Source organism: Psychrobacter sp. TB15, from assembly GCF_000511655.1.
Taxonomy (GTDB): domain Bacteria; phylum Pseudomonadota; class Gammaproteobacteria; order Pseudomonadales; family Moraxellaceae; genus Psychrobacter; species Psychrobacter submarinus.
This window is the reverse complement of record NZ_AYXN01000043.1, coordinates 19,534-38,052: the sequence shown is the minus strand read 5'-3', so window position 1 is coordinate 38,052 and position 18,519 is coordinate 19,534. Positions and strand designations below refer to the sequence as shown.

General features: G+C 46.4%; 17 protein-coding genes. 7 read left to right on the top strand and 10 right to left on the bottom strand.

All coding sequences use genetic code 11. The features are described 5' to 3' along the window. Positions 1-42: 42 nt before the first annotated feature. The gene (locus W234_RS0113040; protein WP_025647266.1) at positions 43-2,709 is read left to right on the top strand and encodes a copper-transporting P-type ATPase; all 2,667 of its coding nucleotides are present in this window, start codon (positions 43-45) and stop codon (positions 2,707-2,709) included. 375 nt (positions 2,710-3,084) lie between these two features. Here W234_RS0113040 and W234_RS0113035 read toward each other — a convergent pair whose 3' ends face one another. The 5 genes from W234_RS0113035 to metG all read right to left on the bottom strand — a co-directional run bounded on the left by W234_RS0113035 (position 3,085) and on the right by metG (position 9,747). Continuing rightward, positions 3,085-3,879 carry an ABC transporter ATP-binding protein gene (locus tag W234_RS0113035; protein ID WP_025647265.1) on the bottom strand — a complete coding sequence of 265 codons (795 nt, stop codon included), beginning with the start codon at positions 3,877-3,879 and terminating at the stop codon, positions 3,085-3,087. A gap of 50 nt (positions 3,880-3,929) precedes the next feature. Next, complete coding sequence (locus W234_RS0113030; protein ID WP_025647264.1) at positions 3,930-4,829, bottom strand: ABC transporter permease; 900 nt, start codon at positions 4,827-4,829, stop codon at positions 3,930-3,932. 252 nt (positions 4,830-5,081) lie between these two features. Continuing rightward, a complete protein-coding gene (locus W234_RS0113025; RefSeq protein ID WP_025647263.1) occupies positions 5,082-6,125 on the bottom strand; it encodes an ABC transporter substrate-binding protein in 1,044 nt (347 codons plus the stop codon). 148 nt (positions 6,126-6,273) lie between these two features. After that, positions 6,274-7,308, bottom strand: a complete 1,035-nt coding sequence (locus tag W234_RS0113020; protein WP_025647262.1) for an ABC transporter substrate-binding protein — start codon at positions 7,306-7,308, stop codon at positions 6,274-6,276. A gap of 375 nt (positions 7,309-7,683) precedes the next feature. Then, on the bottom strand, positions 7,684-9,747 hold the full coding sequence (gene metG, locus W234_RS0113015; RefSeq protein WP_198013337.1) for a methionine--tRNA ligase: 2,064 nt from the start codon (positions 9,745-9,747) through the stop codon (positions 7,684-7,686). A 634-nt stretch (positions 9,748-10,381) separates the two neighbouring features. Between metG and W234_RS0113005 the strand changes: the two genes are divergently transcribed. From W234_RS0113005 to dcd, 6 genes are all read left to right on the top strand, one after another. After that, entirely contained in the window at positions 10,382-11,095 is a 714-nt protein-coding gene (locus tag W234_RS0113005) for a CoA transferase subunit A (RefSeq protein ID WP_025647260.1), read from the top strand. Positions 11,096-11,201: 106 nt separating this feature from the next. After that, complete coding sequence (locus tag W234_RS0113000; protein ID WP_025647259.1) at positions 11,202-11,831, top strand: CoA transferase subunit B; 630 nt, start codon at positions 11,202-11,204, stop codon at positions 11,829-11,831. Positions 11,832-12,032: 201 nt separating this feature from the next. Next, positions 12,033-12,185: a hypothetical protein gene (locus tag W234_RS14605; protein ID WP_156924005.1), complete on the top strand. Its 153-nt coding sequence runs from the start codon at positions 12,033-12,035 to the stop codon at positions 12,183-12,185. After that, positions 12,170-12,325, top strand: coding sequence for a hypothetical protein (locus W234_RS14600; protein ID WP_156924004.1), 156 nt, complete (start codon positions 12,170-12,172; stop codon positions 12,323-12,325). Before W234_RS14605 ends, W234_RS14600 begins: the two co-directional genes overlap by 16 nt. A gap of 59 nt (positions 12,326-12,384) precedes the next feature. After that, positions 12,385-13,605, top strand: coding sequence for an iron-sulfur cluster carrier protein ApbC (gene apbC / locus W234_RS14910; protein ID WP_025647258.1), 1,221 nt, complete (start codon positions 12,385-12,387; stop codon positions 13,603-13,605). 142 nt (positions 13,606-13,747) lie between these two features. Further along, a complete protein-coding gene (gene dcd / locus W234_RS0112980) occupies positions 13,748-14,323 on the top strand; it encodes a dCTP deaminase (protein WP_025647257.1) in 576 nt (191 codons plus the stop codon). 81 nt (positions 14,324-14,404) lie between these two features. Here the strand turns inward: dcd and W234_RS0112975 are convergent, their stop codons facing one another. The 5 genes from W234_RS0112975 to petA all read right to left on the bottom strand — a co-directional run bounded on the left by W234_RS0112975 (position 14,405) and on the right by petA (position 18,307). Beyond that, entirely contained in the window at positions 14,405-14,842 is a 438-nt protein-coding gene (locus W234_RS0112975) for a ClpXP protease specificity-enhancing factor (protein ID WP_025647256.1), read from the bottom strand. A 74-nt stretch (positions 14,843-14,916) separates the two neighbouring features. Next, a complete protein-coding gene (locus W234_RS0112970; protein ID WP_025647255.1) occupies positions 14,917-15,531 on the bottom strand; it encodes a glutathione S-transferase N-terminal domain-containing protein in 615 nt (204 codons plus the stop codon). 250 nt (positions 15,532-15,781) lie between these two features. Then, entirely contained in the window at positions 15,782-16,495 is a 714-nt protein-coding gene (locus W234_RS0112965; protein ID WP_025647254.1) for a cytochrome c1, read from the bottom strand. Further along, entirely contained in the window at positions 16,495-17,715 is a 1,221-nt protein-coding gene (locus W234_RS0112960) for a cytochrome b N-terminal domain-containing protein (protein ID WP_025647253.1), read from the bottom strand. The genes W234_RS0112965 and W234_RS0112960 overlap by 1 nt, the downstream gene beginning before the upstream one ends. 7 nt (positions 17,716-17,722) lie before the next feature. After that, positions 17,723-18,307 carry a ubiquinol-cytochrome c reductase iron-sulfur subunit gene (gene petA / locus W234_RS0112955; protein ID WP_025647252.1) on the bottom strand — a complete coding sequence of 195 codons (585 nt, stop codon included), beginning with the start codon at positions 18,305-18,307 and terminating at the stop codon, positions 17,723-17,725. Positions 18,308-18,519: the final 212 nt, after the last annotated feature.

Below are 18,519 nucleotides of genomic sequence, written 5' to 3'. Positions count from 1 at the left end.
GCTAATACGTACCGTTGTTTACTGTGTTTAAGGAGCAGCGTCATGTCTCATAATATGGACAAAAAACTGAGTGAAGCTGGCAAGTTTGACAAAGTACCAAAAGATTACCATGGTACGGTTTACACTTGCCCTATGCATCCTGAAGTTAGAGACATTGAGGATAATGGCTGTCCGTTATGTGGCATGGCGCTCAAACCTGAAAGCGAAGTCACTGAGGCTAATAGCCATGACAATAATCATGCGCCCTATAAGCCCCATGAGAATAATCATGGAGCGGATGCGGATAGCAATGACATAAAATCTGTAAAGGGCAGCAAGTACGATAAAGTTCCCGAAAACTATAACGGTACGATTTATATTTGTCCGATGCATCCTGAGGTCAGAGATGTCGAAAAAAGCGATTGCCCGATATGTGGTATGTTCTTGCAACCTGAAGACCAAGTTGCTAAAGAAGCTACCAACTCAGACGCTAATGAGCACGACCATGCGCACTGTCACGGCGCAGGTGCTGACGGTGGTGAAGTAAAATCCGTTAAAGGCGGCAGGTACGACAAAGTACCAAAAGATTACCATGGTACGGTTTACACTTGCCCTATGCATCCAGAAGTTAGAGACGTCAGAAACAGCGGCTGTCCGATATGCGGTATGGGGCTTGAGCCTGAGACCATTACAGCGGGCGAAGAAGAAGATACCGAAGAGCTTGATAATATGACGCGTCGCTTTTGGATTTGTACTGTGCTGACCTTACCGCTACTTATTTATGCTATGGGTGAGATGGTCGGCCTTAACTTTGAGCAGATCGGGCCGCTGGATCTTTCAGGGCAAATGGGTCAAATCATTCAGTTAGTGCTCGCCACGCCTGTCGTGGTTTGGGGCGCGGCTCCTTTCTTTGTGCGCGGTTGGCAGTCGATTCAAAGCCGCAACCTTAATATGTTTACCCTAATCTCGTTAGGGGTCGGCGCAGCTTTTGGGTTTAGTATTGTCGCAACCTTCTTCCCAGGCATCTTCCCAGATAGCTTTCGAGGGGCATCCGGTCAAGTTGGCGTTTATTATGAAGCGGCCGCAGTCATTACGACTTTGGTTCTGCTCGGTCAAGTGTTAGAGCTCAAAGCCAGAAGTCAAACCTCAGGCGCGATTCGTGCCCTGCTTGAGCTGGCACCGCCGACGGCTAGACGAGTTAACGACAAAGGGGAAGAGGTGGAGGTTTCACTAGATGAAGTGGTCGCGGGTGATCACTTACGCGTCAGACCCGGCGAGAAGCTTCCTGTCGACGGTATGGTCGTTGAGGGCAGTAGTAGTGTTGATGAATCTATGGTGACAGGCGAGCCCATCCCCGTGACCAAAGAGCAAGGCGACGACGTCACAGGCGGTACGGTAAATGGTACCGGTACGCTACTGGTTGAGGCGGTTAATGTCGGCGAGGACTCAGTACTGTCCAAAATCGTGCAAATGGTAAGCGATGCCCAGCGTAGTCGCGCGCCCATTCAGCGCTTAGTTGACCAAGTGGCAGGCTGGTTTGTGCCTATTGTTATTGTGATCTCTATTATTACCTTTATCGTTTGGGCCATATTCGGCCCTGAGCCTGCGATGGCCTACGCTATGGTAAACGCGATTGCAGTACTGATTATTGCTTGCCCTTGTGCCCTTGGTCTGGCCACTCCTATGTCTATTATGGTCGGGACAGGTAAAGGCGCACAAAACGGCGTATTGATCAAAAACGCTGAGGCGCTTGAGACTATGGAGAAAGTTGATACCATCGTGGTTGATAAGACCGGAACCCTGACCGAAGGACAACCTGCGCTGACGGCCATTGATGCGCTATCAGGTCAAGATGAAGATGAGTTTTTGGCATTAGTGGCCGCAGTAGAAAGCGCTAGTGAGCACCCTTTAGCAGAAGCGATTGTGAGAGCTGCACAAGATAAATCCTTGACTATCCCTAAAGCTCAAAATTTTAATTCAACCACCGGTGAGGGCGTAGAAGCTATCGTCAATGGTAAAGCCGTGGCTATCGGTAACTCAAAGCTCATGGAGAGCTTAAATAGCTATGATCAAGATTTATCAGACAAGGCTGACGTGCGCAGAAAAGAGGGCGAAACGGTAATGTTTGTCGCGATAGACGGCAAGGCCGCTGGTGTCATCTCCGTAGCTGATCCTATCAAGCCCAGCACCAAGAACGCTATAGGACTGCTACACGATGCAGGACTAAAAGTCATTATACTAACGGGTGATAACCAAAAAACCGCGCAAGCCGTCGCCAATAAATTAGGCATCGATGACGTGCATGCGGATGTCTCACCTGAAGATAAAAATCGTATCGCTAAAGAGATGCAAGATAGCGGTAAATTGGTTGCGATGGCAGGCGATGGTATCAATGATGCGCCAGCTTTAGCACAAGCCGATGTCGGCATTGCAATGGGTACGGGGACTGACGTGGCGATGGAGAGCGCTGGGGTGACGCTACTCAAAGGCGACTTAATGGGGATTGCTAAAGCCCATAAGCTGAGCCGCTCGACCATGCGCAATATTAGACAAAACCTATTTTTTGCCTTTATTTACAACGCTATTGGCGTACCGATTGCCGCAGGCGTACTTTACCCTGCGTTTGGACTACTGCTTAGTCCTATGATAGCAGCGGCGGCAATGAGTCTGTCTTCGGTATCAGTGATTGCCAACGCGCTCAGACTGCGTACTTTGGATTTGTCAAAGTAGATAGTAAGATTTAAGTACCGAGCGCTAAGTAAGCCCTATACCATGAATCTTTTGGTCAAAATACATAGATGTAACAAACTACAAGCGGCGGCACTAGTACAGCGGGTAAGCTGGTATTATTGCCTTTTGCTTTAGCGTTTGATGTGGTGTCTTTGCCAGCGCAAATTTTAGATAGTCTATAAACTGTCAGCTTTTAAAGCAATTATCCTTTTTATATAAAAAACCTTAAGCGTATTTAGCCCTTGAGGTTTTGTTTTATCGGTGAGAGCGTTTATTGGTTTTTAGCAGAAGTTATTTTTAATAACGCGCGTCTTTGAGTTTTTTAGCAGTCGGCCAGTCATTAAAAAAAATACTTACTGTCTAAACGAGAGCCTATTAACTCAAAATCAGGCTATCATCATCAATCTTTTCACCGCGGGTGCGCTCAAACATATCAAGTAAATCATGTACTGTCATGCCTTGACGCTTTTCGCCTGCCACATCTAATACCACTTGACCTTGATGCAGCATGACGGTGCGCGTACCGTGGGCGAGGGCTTGCTGCATAGAATGGGTGACCATCATGGTTGTCAAATTATTATCGGTGACAATTTTATCGGTCAGCTCTAAGACGAAAGCGGCCGTTTTTGGATCGAGCGCTGCGGTATGCTCATCGAGTAATAGGATTTTGGAGGGCTGCAGGGAAGCCATAAGCAAGCTGACCGCTTGACGTTGACCACCTGATAATAGTCCCATGCGATCGGTAAGTCGATTCTCAAGCCCTAATTTCAATACCGATAGCTTTTCGCGAAACAGCTCGCGGTTATTGTGATTTAAAGCGAAGCTCAAACCACGTTTGCCGCCGCGCTTATAAGCTAGGGCCATGTTCTCTTCGATAGTCAGCGCTTCACAAGTACCCGCCATCGGATCTTGAAACACACGTGCTACCCAGTGCGCGCGCTGATGGGCTGACTTTTTGGTGACATCGATACCGTTCAATAAAATCGAACCACTATCGACGCGCGTCGTACCACTAACTGCATTCAAAAAAGTCGATTTGCCCGCGCCATTAGTCCCGATGACTGTGACAAACTCGCCATCTGCGATATTGAGATTGATCCCGCGAAGAGCAGGGTTTTCGATAGGGGTGCCTGGGTTAAAAGTCAGGCGTAAATCATTGGCTTGCATCATAATCGTAAGTGCCTATATTGCTAGATTGCTAGGTTTATAGTCTGCTTGCTTTAAGCTCTGACTCTACGCGATAAAAACTTGGTTTTTGCCTTAGGCAGTACTAATGCTAGCACGACCAACAGTGCTGTAATCAAGTTCAAATCTTGCGGCCCAAAACCTATACTACGTAGCGTATCGCTCGACAAGGCCACTTGGATAAATAGCTTGTAGAGCACCGCGCCAATAATGACGGCTAAAGTAATAAGCCAAATACGCTTAGCAGGAATAATGGTCTCACCAATGATCACTGCCGCCAGACCGATGACAATGGTACCGATACCGATAGAGATATCCGCGCCGCCCTGCGTCTGAACAAAGAGCGCTCCGGCTAGTGCAATCAAACCATTAGAGATCGCCATACCGATAATGGTCATCCATGAGGTATTGATGCCTTGCGCTTGCGCCATACGCAGGTTAGAGCCGGTTGCACGCATCGATAGACCAGACTCAGTACTATAAAACCAGTCCAAAAACAGCTTGGCTAGCATCACCACAGCGCCGATAATCAAGCAGCGCATCCAAAAGCCATTATCGTTTGTGACCAGTGAGCTAAAGACAGTGGTCTCACCTAAGAGTGGCAGGTTGGGCGCGCCCATAATGCGCAGATTGACAGAATACAGCGCCACCATCACAAGGATACTGGCCAGTAGCTGCAAGATACCAAGCTTAACATGCAACCAAGCGGTGACTACGCCTGCAACTGAACCTGCGAGCATACCAAGGGCGCAAGCGAGCCAAGGGCTAACCCCAGCAACGATAGAGACCCCAGCAATCGCACCGCCTAGAGGAAAACTACCATCAGCGGTCAAGTCAGGAAAGTCTAAGGTTCGAAAGGATATTAAGACGCCTAGGGCGACAAGACCGTAGATTAGACCACTCTCAAGCGCACCAAAAAAAGCAATTAAAGACATAAGTAATCAGTAAGTCATAACCAAGTGCTACCTAACATTAGCAGCGACTAAGCGGTGGGTTAAACAGATTATGCAATCTGCGATTAGGGTGAACCAAAGCGTGTATTCGCTAAGAGATAACAAGCTTTTATTTTATAGCGTTATCAGTAGCAAAAAAAATAGAAAGTAGCAAAATAATAGCATCAAAAAACAAGCCCAGTCTATAAAGGGATAGCTGGGCTGTCTCTAAGCTTAGCGAGCAGCAAAATAAGCCTATTCTACCACTTCTTCTGCGTCATCGATAACCGCTTGCGGCAAAGTAATACCTTGCTCTTCAGCATGTTTTGGGCTGACATGTAGGTTTAAGTTTTGCGGGGTATAAACCGGAATAGCGCCTGGGTTTTCACCATTTAAAATATTGACAACGATTTTACCGGTTTCGCGGCCTAAGCTATAGTAATCAACGCCTAAGGCTGCGATAGCGCCGCGCTCAACGGAGCTCGTGTCCGAGGCAATAAGTGGGATCTTACTTTCTTTAGCGACTTGATAAAGCGCTTCATAGGCTGAAACCACATTATTATCGGTTGAGGTGTAGATCATATCGACCTTACCTTCTAGGCTACGAGCTGCCATAGCAATATCATTACTACGAGCTGCAGGTGCTTCTAGGACATTAATGCCCATCGGTGAGAGCTTTTCTTTTAGGTTTTTGAGCGTAATGGTTGAGTTGACCTCACCTGGGCTATAGACGTAGCCGACATTTTTTAGGCTTGGGATAATTTGGCGCATCAGCTCGATTTGCGGCTCATAAGGGAGCGCATCAGAGCCGCCTGTAACGTTAGTACCAGAGCCATCAAGCGTAGTAACAAGCTTAGCCTCAACAGGATCGGTTACTGCTGAGAATACTAGCGGAATCGTGCTAGTCGCCGCCGCTACAGACTGCGCTGATGGTGTACCGATAGCGACAATGACGTCGGCTTCATCAGCAACGAACTGCTTGGCAATCTGGCCGGCAGTGGCGGTATTACCTTGCGCGCTTTGGAAGTTTAGCGTCAAGTTTTCACCGTCGTTAAAGCCTTGTTCGGCCAACTCATCAACCACGCCTTTACGTACATCATCTAGCGCTGGATGCTCAACGATAGCAGTAATAGCGACTGATTTCGTCTCTGTGGCCACTTCACCACCAGCGGCACCATCGATAGTGTCAGGGTCATCGTTTGGCGATTGATTACAGCCGGTCAAAATAGCGGTACAAACGCCGCCTAGCATTAAAGCTTTGGTAAAGTTAAAACGGCTAGCTCGTTTCTGATACAACATAGGTCTTACTCCTAAAGATAAAAATGTGTCCATACAACCAGTAAAGGAAGATAGGGTCATAATCAGTAGTTATTAGCAAATCCTTTGCTAATTCCTATACTCATTTTAATAATGCTTCAATTAATCTTTTATCGCCAACGTCCTAGGCTTACTGGTCATCGACGTTGATAGCGCCTTTTAGTACTTCGTCAGATAAAGTCACGCCTTGCGCTTGTGCATGTTTAGGACTGACATATAAAGTCAGATCATTCATCACTTGAGGTTTAACTGTCGCGACCGCTTCATCGTTCAATACTCGGTAAACCATCTCACCTGTGACGCGGCCAAAGTCATAATCATTGACCCCAAGCGCGGCAGTGGCGCCGCGTCTAACGCTGAATTCATCAGAGGCGATGACTGGGATTTTGAGCTCGTTTGCTGCGCTTGCCATCGCCTCAAACGCTGAGACGACATTATTATCGAGCGAGGTATAGATGACATCGGCGCGACCATCTAGGCTACGAGTCGCCATCGCCACATCGGTTGGGCGATTAGCGGTTAGATCCAAGATTTCGAGCCCGCGCGCAGGAGCCGCTGCTTTGAGCTGATTGAGCACAGTGACTGAGTTGGCCTCACCAGGACTATAAACATAGCCAATAGTTTTGGCATTAGGCGCAACTTTCTGAATGAGATCTAACTGTGGCTCAATAGGCAGCTGGCTCGATAAGCCCGTGACATTAGACTGCGCAGGGACACCGTTTTCATCGATAAGCTTGGCAGCTAATGGATCAGAGATAGCGGTATAAATGACAGGAACCTGAGTCGTGGAAGCGACAATAGACTGTGCAGAGGGCGTTGAGATAGCGACGATAGCGTCTGGCAGGTCACCGGCGAACTGTTTGGCAATCTGTCCGGCGGTGGCTAGATTACCTTGCGCGCTTTGAAAATTCACCGTTAGGTTTTCGCCTTCTACGTAGCCGTTATCTGCCAGCTCTTCTATAAGCCCGCGTCTGATCTCATCGAGTGATGGATGCTCGACGATTTGGGTAATAGCGAGAGTCTTGGCTGGTTTTTCGCTACCAGTAGCCGCATCATCAGTGGTGGTTTCAGTAGCCGAGTTTGAGCAACCTACTAAGCCAAATATACTGATGGCACTGAGAGCAGCTCCGCATAGGCTTAGGCGTAGAGGGGTAGCAATAGTCATTATCAAATTAACTCTTCGGTTGGAAAATGCAAGTCAGCTCGTCCACTTAACCAAGCGCCACTTTCGGCGCGCGCCTGCAGCTGACTGAGATAAAATAGAGGATTCATAAATATAATTGGTTATATTATGACAGTAATGTAACGATTCGCAATAAAAAATTAGCGGATAAGTTTTATAAGTTCAAAAAACCGCTAAAATTATCATTCGGCAAGTCAGATGTTTTAATGATTTTATCACTCAATACTATTGAGTTTTAAAATGTTCAAAAGATTTAGCGCTAAGGTTGAATCCTAAGTCTAAAAAGGTGCCAAGCTAGGCACCTTTTTAGACTTAGGGTTTATAAGACTCAATGTATATGAGCTTGTAAATATAAAACTAAGCAAGCAAATCACCAACCACACAAGCATCAGGCAAAGTCACGACCGTGAGCTGAGTCTTAGGATTGCCAGTAGAGAGCACCATTCCTTCTGAGGTGCCAAACTTCATCTTACGCGGCGCAAGATTCGTCACGCATATCACCTTTTTACCGATCAACTGCTCAGGCTCATAAAACTTACGAATACCGCTAAACACATTGCGCGGCTTGTCTTCGCCGACATCGAGCGTAAACTGCAAAAGCTTGTCTGCGCCTTCGACGTGGCTGCATTCTAAAACGTGCGCGACTTTCATCTCAACTTTGCTAAAATCCTCGATACCGATATAGTCGGCTTGCTCAGCGCTGTTGTCCTCTTTATCAGTTGCAGCTGGTTCCTCTTTTGATTCGCCCAATGACGCTTTTGAGGCTTCAATCATCGCAGTGACATCTTTTTCTTCGATACGCTGCATCAGCGGCTTGAACTTATTAATCTGATGACCGAGCAGCCACTCGTTACGGCTATGAAAGCTCAAATCATCGATATTCAAAAACGCTTTGGCATTATGGGTTAGCTCAGGCAATACCGGAGCCAGATACACCATCAATTGACGGAAGATATTAATCGCTACTGAACAGACGTCTTGTACTTCTTGCTCAGTGCCCTCCTGCTTGGCAAGCGCCCAAGGCTTTTTCTCGTCGATGTACTCGTTGGCTTTATCCGCGCACTGCATGATCAGACGCATAGCACGGCTAAACTCGCGGTTCTCGTAAGCGGTGGCGATCTCATCACCAGTCTTAGTGATGTCTTCTAGTAGTTTAGGCTCCGCGCAAACCTCAGTGAGCATGCCATCATATTTTTTGACAATAAATCCGGCGCTACGGCTGGCGATATTGACCACTTTGCCGACTAAGTCAGAGTTGACCTTTTGCATAAAGTCTTCAAGATCTAGGTTAATATCTTCGACTTTATCTGATAGTTTACTGGCAAAATAATAGCGCAGGTACTCAGGGTGTAAGTGCTCTGCATAAGTCTCAGCCTTAATAAAAGTACCACGCGACTTACTCATCTTCTCGCCATTGACCATCAAGAAGCCATGAGCAAAGACGCCAGTGGGCGTGCGGAATTCGCTACCCGCAAGCATCGCCGGCCAAAATAGAGCATGGAAATAAACGATGTCTTTACCAATGAAATGATAAACTTCCGTTTTATGTTCATTCTCAGCCGCCCAGTAGCGATCAAATTCGAGCGCGTTGTCCGTGCCTGCGCGCTTATCACACAGGTTTTGAAAGCTTGCCATATAGCCGACAGGCGCATCCAGCCAGACATAAAAGTATTTATCCGGCTCGCCCTCAGGGGTGTCTGGTATCTTAAAGCCAAAGTAGGGCGCATCCCTCGAGATATCCCAGCTGGCAAGACCGGCATCGAACCATTCTTGTAGTTTATTGGCAACTGAAGGCTGTAGACGCTTGTCACTGCGTGTCCAATCTTGTAAGAACTGCTCGAACTCTGGTAAATCAAAAAAGTAATGCTTAGAGACTTTAAGTACTGGCGTGGCATCCGATAACGTTGAGCGCGGGTTTTTCAGCTCAGTGGCATCATAAGTGGTGCCGCAAACCTCGCAGTTGTCCCCGTACTGATCGGCCGATCCGCATTCAGGACATTCGCCTTTGACAAATCTATCGGCCAAAAACAGCTGCTTTTCAGGGTCAAATAATTGCTCGACGTCACGGGTTGAGATGTGACCGGCGCTATTGAGCCGACGATAAATTAGCTCTGAGTAGTGCTTATTTTCAGCGGAGTGAGTGCTGTGATAATTATCGAACTCAATCAAAAACTTAGCAAAATCAGCTTCGTGCGAGGCTTTGACCGAAGCGATCTGCTCCTCTGGCGTGATGCCGTTATCTTCAGCCTTTAGCATAATAGCCGTACCATGAGCATCGTCAGCGCAAACATAAGTGACTTGATGGCCTTGTGCCTTCATTGCCCGCGCCCAAATGTCAGTTTGGATATATTCTACAAGATGGCCTAAATGAATATAGCCATTGGCGTAAGGTAGGGCACTAGTTACTAAAATTTCACGCACTTTTATCACCTTTGTTATCGATATAAATGGGTTGATTATCTCACGGCTCGACTTTTCAAGCTTTATCGTTATCGATCCTAATAATGAGATATTTCTAAATTAAAAATTTTGTCTATGATACCGTAAATCTATCATTTATGTGATAGTGCTTAGTAATTATCTAAACAACAGCGGTTCATCAATCGGGGCCAAAATCAGTACTGAATATCCCCGGTGAGCGAAGAACATCAGTAGTAGCAAGGTAATAACAATAGCAAAGGTACTAAACATAACCGCCTCTCCTTGGCATAAAAAATAATGAGTAAGATATACTCACTGCTAACTGAAATAATGATTTGATAAAGAGTAGCGTCAAAAAGCGAATAAAAGGCAGCGAGGGATGACTTAGTACTGCTGTCGGTATAAGTTGCTACAACTCATTATTACGGCTTTGAGTTTTTCTCTAGGCTCTATCAAAATATTATGGTAAGTTAGCATAATCTTTTTAAATAATATATAACGATATGATACGTATCTTTTTAGTGTAATACGCTTACCGTTTAATTTTTATCGTTAAGTCTATGTTTTTTAAAATAAAAAAATGCGTAAGTGATTATCGAAAATAAATGAAAAAAATAGCTTAAAGGAGATAAGCATGAGTCAATCAAAAGTGTACAACAGTGCAAAGAGCGCTCTACAAGATATCGTCAAGGATGGCCAAACCCTTGCTATAGGAGGCTTTGGGCTCTGCGGTATACCTGAAGCGCTCATCGCAGCGCTACGGGATAGCGGCGTTAAGGACTTAACTTGTATCAGTAATAACGCTGGCGTCGATGACTTTGGCCTAGGGCTACTACTGCAAACGCGGCAAATTAAAAAAATGATCTCATCCTACGTTGGCGAAAATAAAGAATTTGAGCGTCAGTACTTAGCAGGCGAGCTTGAGGTTGAGCTCACTCCGCAAGGCACGCTCGCCGAAAAACTACGCGCAGGCGGGGCAGGTATTCCAGCGTTTTATACCGCAACAGGTGTCGGCACTTTAGTTAGCGAGGGTAAAGAGACACGAAATTTCGATGGTCGTACTTATGTGCTTGAGCATTCTTTAACTGCCGATGTGGCTCTTATCAAAGCGCAGAAAGCCGATAAAGCTGGCAACCTTATCTTTAATAAGACCGCTCGCAACTTCAACCCAGACTGCGCGATGGCGGGAAAAATCACCATCGTCGAAGTCGAAGAAATCGTCGAGACCGGCGCGCTTGATCCAGATGAAGTGCATCTGCCCGGTATTTTTGTGCAACGTATTGTATTGAATGCTAGCCCTGAAAAGCGCATCGAAAAAACCACGGTCAAAGAGGCTGGCAGCGCTTGAATACGCGATTTGGAGTAACTTTAGATCGTGGTAATAACTAGAGTGTTAATGAATGATAGTCGCTTAAAAAAGCAACTTTAAAAAGTAATCAAAAAAGGAGTACGACATGGCATGGACAAGAGAGCAGATGGCACAGCGCGCGGCAAAAGAGCTACAAGACGGCTATTATGTCAACTTAGGCATTGGTCTACCAACGCTAGTCGCTAACTATATTCCTGAAGGCGTAGACGTATGGCTACAATCAGAGAACGGCTTGCTGGGTATTGGTGAGTTCCCTACATTAGATGCCGTCGACGCCGATTTGATCAATGCTGGTAAGCAAACGGTTACCGCAGCTTCTGGCGCAAGCTATTTTGGTAGCTCAGAGTCATTTGCGATGATACGCGGCGGGCATGTCAATCTTGCCATACTAGGCGCGATGGAAGTCTCGGAACACGGCGATCTGGCCAACTGGATGATCCCCAAAAAGATGGTCAAAGGTATGGGCGGGGCGATGGATTTGGTCGCCGGCGTGCAGCGGGTGATTGTCCTGATGGAGCAAGTTAACAAACATGGCGATCCTAAAATACTAGCCGAGTGCCAGCTGCCTTTGACTGGTAAAGGCGTAGTCGATCGCATCATTACTGAGCTTGCGGTGTTGGACGTCACTGATAACGGCTTACAACTGGTTGAGCTGGCCGAGGGCGTCAGCTTTGCTGAGCTACAAGAAAAGACGCCAGTAGCCATTGCTCAATAGCTGTTTTTCAGTCGTTATAATGCGATAGCTAAAACCAACAGCTACTGCTCGATAAAAATCAAGAGCAGTATTTAGGGCGTGTTGAACATTCGATCTTGGCACTGACAGATAACATCTATTAATTGGAGCCAATACTATTCATACTATTGGCTCTTTTTTATGATTGCTAAGTGCATCGTTTAGGCTGCTCGGAGTAAAAGAATGGATAATGAAGCTTTTGCATTAAAGATAAGTAGTGCTATTGACCAACAACAATATGATAAAGCAGCCGATCAGGTTGAAGCGCTACGACCCATTGATATTGCGGATATACTGGCGCTCATCAACCCTAGTTCTGCTTGGCAGTTGCTTTAGCGCAAGCGCAGCGAGAGGATATTCGCAGGCTTGCCGCTTATGCCGAGCGTACCGCTGGGGCTTTGATTATCTCAATCAGCGATGCCTCAGGTGTGCTTATCTACCTATTTATTGCCTCGAGGTTTTTGGCTATCGGCTAAGACACGTCTTATTGATGTTATAATAACGACAAATACTGATAATAATGATAAAGGCAACTATGTTTAATTTTATTAAAAAAAAGACCAAACCTGAAACTCCAGAGCAGCAAGCGCAGCGTGATAGCGCGGTTGATAAGGTGTTGCTGAGCTATCACGTCGGTGATGCGAGCATTGCGACTATGGTCACCGGCCTTGAGCGTAATGATCATGAGCTCACTTTAGACTTGCGTTTGCCGCACAGTAGTGACCCTGAAGTGATTCAGCAGGAGCTTGGGCAACTGCTGCGTCCTCACGGTATTAAGGTTATTCATATGAATGTCCGCTTGCCTGCGCCTCCCAAAGCTTCGAGCGCAAGCCTGCCCAAATCGTCAGCGACCTCGATGCCAAAGACCACTAATGCTATGGCGGGCAGTACACCGTCACAGGCCGCTCGTAGCGATGCTGAACCCGCTATCACTAAGGCCGCTCCCACCCAAGCCTCTCTAGCCGCGCATCCGCGTATTCGTCACATTATTGTCGTGGCATCAGGTAAAGGCGGCGTCGGCAAATCAACAACGACGGTCAATATTGCCTTGGCATTACAGAAACTAGGTCACAAGGTTGGGGTGCTTGATGCCGATATTTATGGCCCTAGTATGCCAACGATGCTTGGGGTTGCCGATGTTAAGCCTGAGCTGGAAAACGATCAGTTCGTTCCGGTCGAGGCGCACGGTTTAGCGATGCTCTCTATCGGCAGCTTGCTCGATGGCGATAATACGCCAGTGGCTTGGCGTGGTCCCAAAGCGACAGGCGCGCTGATGCAACTGTATAATCAGACCAACTGGCCGCAGCTCGATTACCTAGTTATCGATATGCCGCCAGGTACCGGTGATATTCAGCTAACGCTTGCCCAGCGCATTCCGGTGACTGGCTCAGTAATTGTTACAACCCCGCAGCATGTCGCACTGCTCGATGCACAAAAAGGCATTGAGATGTTTAATAAGACCAACATTCCCGTACTGGGTGTGGTTGAAAATATGGCGCTACATACTTGCAGTAACTGCCAGCATACCGAAGCCATCTTTGGAACGGGCGGCGGTGAGATTATCGCTGAGCAGTATCAGGTGCCACTATTAGGACAACTACCACTCGCCAGTGGTATCCGCGCCCAAGTAGATAAAGGTGAGCCAAGCGTTTTGGCTGATGATGAATTTGCGACTTACTATTTGAGCATTGCCAAAAACATCGAAAAAAATATCAATAAATTTGCCAAACCTAGCGATGATAAGCGGATTTTTTGAAGGTCAAAAGTGTGATTGGGTAAGGCATTTATGCAAAGGCTCGCTTTTATAATGCCGCCACTTTTAAAGTGATGACGACCCTGTAAATTCAGTCATCAATTCCGTATAATCGTCGCTATTAAAAATTTGCTAAGGAATAAAAATGTCTATCAAATCTGACCGCTGGATCCGTGAAATGGCTGAAAATCAGCAGATGATTGAGCCTTTTGAAGCCGGTCAAGTGCGCTTCAATGACGCAGGTGAGCGTCTCATCAGCTACGGCACCTCAAGCTACGGTTACGATGTGCGCTGCGCTCCTGAATTTAAAGTATTCACCAACGTACATTCAGTCGTCGTCGACCCCAAAAACTTCGATGAAAAAAGCTTCATTGATATCGTTGGCGATGAGTGCATTATTCCACCAAACTCGTTTGCCTTAGCACGTACGATGGAATATTTCCGTATTCCGCGTGATGTGCTGACCATTTGTCTAGGCAAATCGACTTATGCGCGCTGCGGTATCATCGTCAATGTCACGCCGCTAGAGCCTGAGTGGGAAGGGCATGTAACGCTAGAGTTCAGTAATACCACCAATTTGCCAGCGCGTATTTATGCCGGAGAAGGCGTGGCGCAAATGCTGTTTTTCCAAAGCGATAGCGACGATGTCTGCGAGACCAGCTACAAGGATCGCGGCGGTAAATACCAAGGTCAACGCGGAGTGACCTTGCCTAGAACTTAGATTGATTAAACATATGCTAATAAAAAAGGAGCCTATCTATAAGGCTCCTTCTTTATGGTTTAATGCTTTATCTTGTGCAGACTATTTGAGTATCTTTAAGCCCGCTTTGTTATCGCGTTTAGGTCTAGTCGCAGCTTTTGGTTTATTCGCTACCGCGCTAGCCTCTTCTTCAGGCTCATAGTTATCGTACTCGTTAGGATCAAAAAACATCCCTTGCGAGTTTTCTTTAGCATAGATGCCAAGTACCGCTTGCAAGGGTACCCAAATCTCTTGCGACACACCGCCAAAACGCGCGCTGAAATGAATATAATCATTTTCCATACTCATATTACCGGTGGCACGACTGGCGATATTGAGGACGATACGACCATCTTGCACGTGCTCAGTTGGAATCTGTACGTTTTCTGCCGTGGCATCAACCATCAAGTAAGGGGTTAGTGCATTATCTTCTATCCACTGGTAGATAGCACGTACCATATAAGGGCGCGTTGGGGTAGTAGCGATAGGGGTATCACTCATTTTTTATTCCTCTACTGATATTTTACAAAATAATAGTAACAAGTATTCTCAAGTTATAAAAGTACGGCAAAAGGTTAGCGCACACTGGCCCGAAAGCTTTTACGTTCAAACAACCGCTCTTGATAGTCCAGCAATGGGCGACTGATATTGCGTGGTAGCTCAATTTGCATCTCTTCTAATCGCCATAACAGCGGTGCTAACAAGACATCGCACCAGCCAAACTCATCGGCCATAAAGTAAGGCTTATGAGCGAATAGGGGCGCTAAAGTAATCAGCGAGTCGGCTAGTTGCTTCTTAGCCAGCGCTGCTTGAGCTTTATTAAAGCTATCAGGGTGCATCAGCAGACGTTTACCCAAGACTAGCCAATCACGCTGAATGCGCCAAGCCAATTGTCGAAACTGCGCGCGCTCTTGCGGGGTCTCAGGGAGTAATTTATTGGCATGATAACGCTCTTCTAAATACTCAAAGATAACGTTGATCTCATATAACGCAGTCTCACGCTGCTGTAGTACTGGCAAAGTATGATAAGGGTTTAGTTCAGTTAAGTCTTCAGGGCGCTCAGAGTGCAAGCGCGATAGGTAATACTCTAGTTTTTTTTCTTCCAGTAATAAGCGCACGACATGGCTATCGTAGCCATCATCAGCATATAAGATCAGCTGACTACTGGGAATGTCATTCGCATCAATCATAGCAGCCTAATATTCATTATTAAGGCTGTCATCGTAAACAAACTCACCTTGTTAATCAAGACAGTAAGCGTAAATGCTAACCAATTCCACGCGGTTATCTATAATTTGTTAGCGTAGCCAGTTTGAGGGTTTCTCTGCTGTCCCAATGGTCTATGGCTATTAAACATTGTCTGCACATTTTTTTTGCACAAAAAAAGCACTACCGAGGTAATGCTTTTTTTAGTACAAATCAGTTAGCTTTAGCGCTTACTTATTTAACATCTTTCCAGAACTCTTTGTTGAGTAAGTAGACCGGAATGAGCAATACTAGTAGGAATAGGATGACAAAAGCACCGATGACACGGCGATCATGACGAACCGGCTCACCCATCCAAGCCATAAAGTTAACTAAGTCGCCGACTTCAGACTCAAACTCTTCTTGGCTCACGCTTTCTTGCAGGTTGTGCAAGACGTGAGGCATAGCCGCGTTAGCTAACACTAGGTTGTTCGCGCCCCAAGGACGGCTAGGATCTTCGTAAAAAGATAACAGGTAAGTGTAGACCCAATCATCACCGCGTAAACGGTTGACTAAAGATAGATCAGGAGGCGCCGCACCGAACCAAGACGCTTGTAGCTCAGGGTCAATCTCAGCATCGATATGATCACCGATTTGATCGGTGGTCACCATCAGATATTTCTCGACCAGCTCTGGCGGTATTTCAAGGTCTTTGGCGATACGTGAGTGACGAACATACTTCGCCGAGTGACACCCAGCACAGTAGTTCATAAACATTTTTGCGCCGTTTTGTAGCGAACCCTTGTTAGTGAAGTCAATAGGAGCGTCGCTACAAGCCAAATGCTCTTCCACACCTTCAGCGTTGGTGAATGTACCACATCCACCACCAGCTGCCATTGCGCTACCAGCCGTCAAGGTCAATGCCGCGCCTAAGCCTAGACCAGCTAGGGATTTGATTAGGGTTCTCATTAGTGACCTCCGGTAACGCGTTCTGGTGGCTGTTTACACGTCTCAATAGCAGTGTAAAACGGCATTAGTAAGAAGAATAAGAAATATAGAATCGTGAATACACGAGCCATAATAGTCGCAGTTGGCGTGGCAGGTGTCGCACCTAAATAGCCAAGTACGATAAAGCTAATAGCAAAGACAGTTAGTGCAATCTTAGACAAGATACCTTTGTAGCGTATTGAGCGTACAGGTGATCTGTCGAGCCACGGTATCAAGAATAGTACAGCGATGGCCGCACCCATGGCGATGACCCCGCCCAGCTTATTCGGCACCGCGCGCAAGATAGCGTAGAATGGCGTGTAGTACCATACTGGTGCAATGTGTGCTGGTGTTTTCAGTGAGTTCGCTGTCTCAAAGTTTGGTGGCTCAAGGAAATAACCGCCGCCCTCTGGGAAGAAGAACACCACTGCAAAGAACAAGATAAAGAATACTACGATACCAACCATGTCATGCACAGTGTAGTACGGATGGAATTCGATACCATCTAACGGTACACCATTCTTGTCTTTGAGCTTCTTAATATCGATACCATCAGGGTTGTTAGAACCAACGTGATGCAAAGCCACGATATGCATAAATACTAAACCAACTAAGACTAGCGGAATAGCTACAACGTGTAGCGCAAAGAAGCGATTCAGCGTAATACCTGAGATGATGTAATCACCACGTACCCACTCAGCAAGACCATCACCAATGACCGGCAACGCTGCTGGTAAGTTCAAGATAACCTGAGCACCCCAGAATGACATATTACCCCAAGGCAATAGATACCCGAAGAACCCTTCTGCCATCAAGGCAAGATAGATACCCATACCGATCAGCCATAGTAGCTCGCGTGGCTTTTGATATGAGCCATACAGCAAGGCTCTGAACATATGCAAATAGACCACTACGAAGAACGCTGATGCACCTGTCGAGTGCATATAACGGATGAGCCAGCCGCCTTTGACATCACGCATGATATATTCGACCGAGGCAAACGCGCCTTCAGCACTTGGGTTATACATCATGGTCAGCCAGATACCAGTTACCAATTGGTTAACCAATACCACCATCGACAACACACCAAAAAAATACCAAAAATTGAAGTTTTTTGGTGCATAGTATTTGGACATATGGTATTCGTAGGTTTCAGTCGCAGGAAAGCGCGCGTCCACCCAATGCATTAATTTTTTACCCATACTCATATTAAGCCTCCCCAACTGTCAAGATGGTACCATCCATACTATACTCTGGGACGGGTAAATTGGTTGGTGCCGGTACGCCGCTATAAACGCGACCCGCTAAGTCATATTTAGAACCATGGCAAGGGCAGAAAAATCCGCCGTACCAGTCATTACCACCTAAGTCAGCTGCGCCAACTTCAGGGCGATAGTTTGGGGCACAGCCCAAATGAGTACAAACGCCTTCAACCACTAATAGACCTGGCTCGATAGAACGAGTTTGGTTCTTGGCATATTCAGGTTGTAGCGATGCGCTTGAGTCGGGATCAGCGAGTAAAGACTCAACAGGCTCTAAAGTACTCACCATATCTTCAGTACGTTTGACGACATAGATAGGTTTGCCGCGATACTTGACGACAATCATTTGTCCTTCTTCAATAGAACCGATATCTTGAGTAACCGCAGCACCAGCAGCTTCAGCTTTGGCACTTGGCGTCCAAGAGCGAACAAAAGGGGTGGCTACCGCCGCTACTCCAGCTGCACCAATTACGGCAGTTGAAGCAATCAAAACTCTACGGCGTTGTACATTAACGCCTTCGGCTTGGCTCATTAATACTTCCTCCAGGTGAATGAAATGGGATTATCCCACACTGGGTTTGTGACTTAGAAATATAAAACATCTAGTATTGGTTCATACTATATTGACAATATAAAGAGACAAGCCACATCAGCTATGCCTAATTTTGCTAATTGTTACTATTCTAAGCTATTTTGGTTAAAAAATAAATTGGTACGCCAAAAATAACGCGACCTTTGCGGGCA

Bases quoted from the DNA above. Each gene is read 5' to 3' on its own strand.
- W234_RS0113040 (WP_025647266.1), top strand. From the start codon at position 43: ATGTCTCATAATATGGACAAAAAACTGAGTGAAGCTGGCAAGTTTGAC.
- W234_RS0113035 (WP_025647265.1), bottom strand. From the start codon at position 3,879: ATGATGCAAGCCAATGATTTACGCCTGACTTTTAACCCAGGCACCCCT.
- W234_RS0113030 (WP_025647264.1), bottom strand. From the start codon at position 4,829: ATGTCTTTAATTGCTTTTTTTGGTGCGCTTGAGAGTGGTCTAATCTAC.
- W234_RS0113025 (WP_025647263.1), bottom strand. From the start codon at position 6,125: ATGTTGTATCAGAAACGAGCTAGCCGTTTTAACTTTACCAAAGCTTTA.
- W234_RS0113020 (WP_025647262.1), bottom strand. From the start codon at position 7,308: ATGACTATTGCTACCCCTCTACGCCTAAGCCTATGCGGAGCTGCTCTC.
- W234_RS0113005 (WP_025647260.1), top strand. From the start codon at position 10,382: ATGAGTCAATCAAAAGTGTACAACAGTGCAAAGAGCGCTCTACAAGAT.
- W234_RS0113000 (WP_025647259.1), top strand. From the start codon at position 11,202: ATGGCATGGACAAGAGAGCAGATGGCACAGCGCGCGGCAAAAGAGCTA.
- W234_RS14605 (WP_156924005.1), top strand. From the start codon at position 12,033: ATGGATAATGAAGCTTTTGCATTAAAGATAAGTAGTGCTATTGACCAA.
- apbC (WP_025647258.1), top strand. From the start codon at position 12,385: ATGTTTAATTTTATTAAAAAAAAGACCAAACCTGAAACTCCAGAGCAG.
- dcd (WP_025647257.1), top strand. From the start codon at position 13,748: ATGTCTATCAAATCTGACCGCTGGATCCGTGAAATGGCTGAAAATCAG.
- W234_RS0112975 (WP_025647256.1), bottom strand. From the start codon at position 14,842: ATGAGTGATACCCCTATCGCTACTACCCCAACGCGCCCTTATATGGTA.
- W234_RS0112970 (WP_025647255.1), bottom strand. From the start codon at position 15,531: ATGATTGATGCGAATGACATTCCCAGTAGTCAGCTGATCTTATATGCT.
- W234_RS0112965 (WP_025647254.1), bottom strand. From the start codon at position 16,495: ATGAGAACCCTAATCAAATCCCTAGCTGGTCTAGGCTTAGGCGCGGCA.
- W234_RS0112960 (WP_025647253.1), bottom strand. From the start codon at position 17,715: ATGGGTAAAAAATTAATGCATTGGGTGGACGCGCGCTTTCCTGCGACT.
- petA (WP_025647252.1), bottom strand. From the start codon at position 18,307: ATGAGCCAAGCCGAAGGCGTTAATGTACAACGCCGTAGAGTTTTGATT.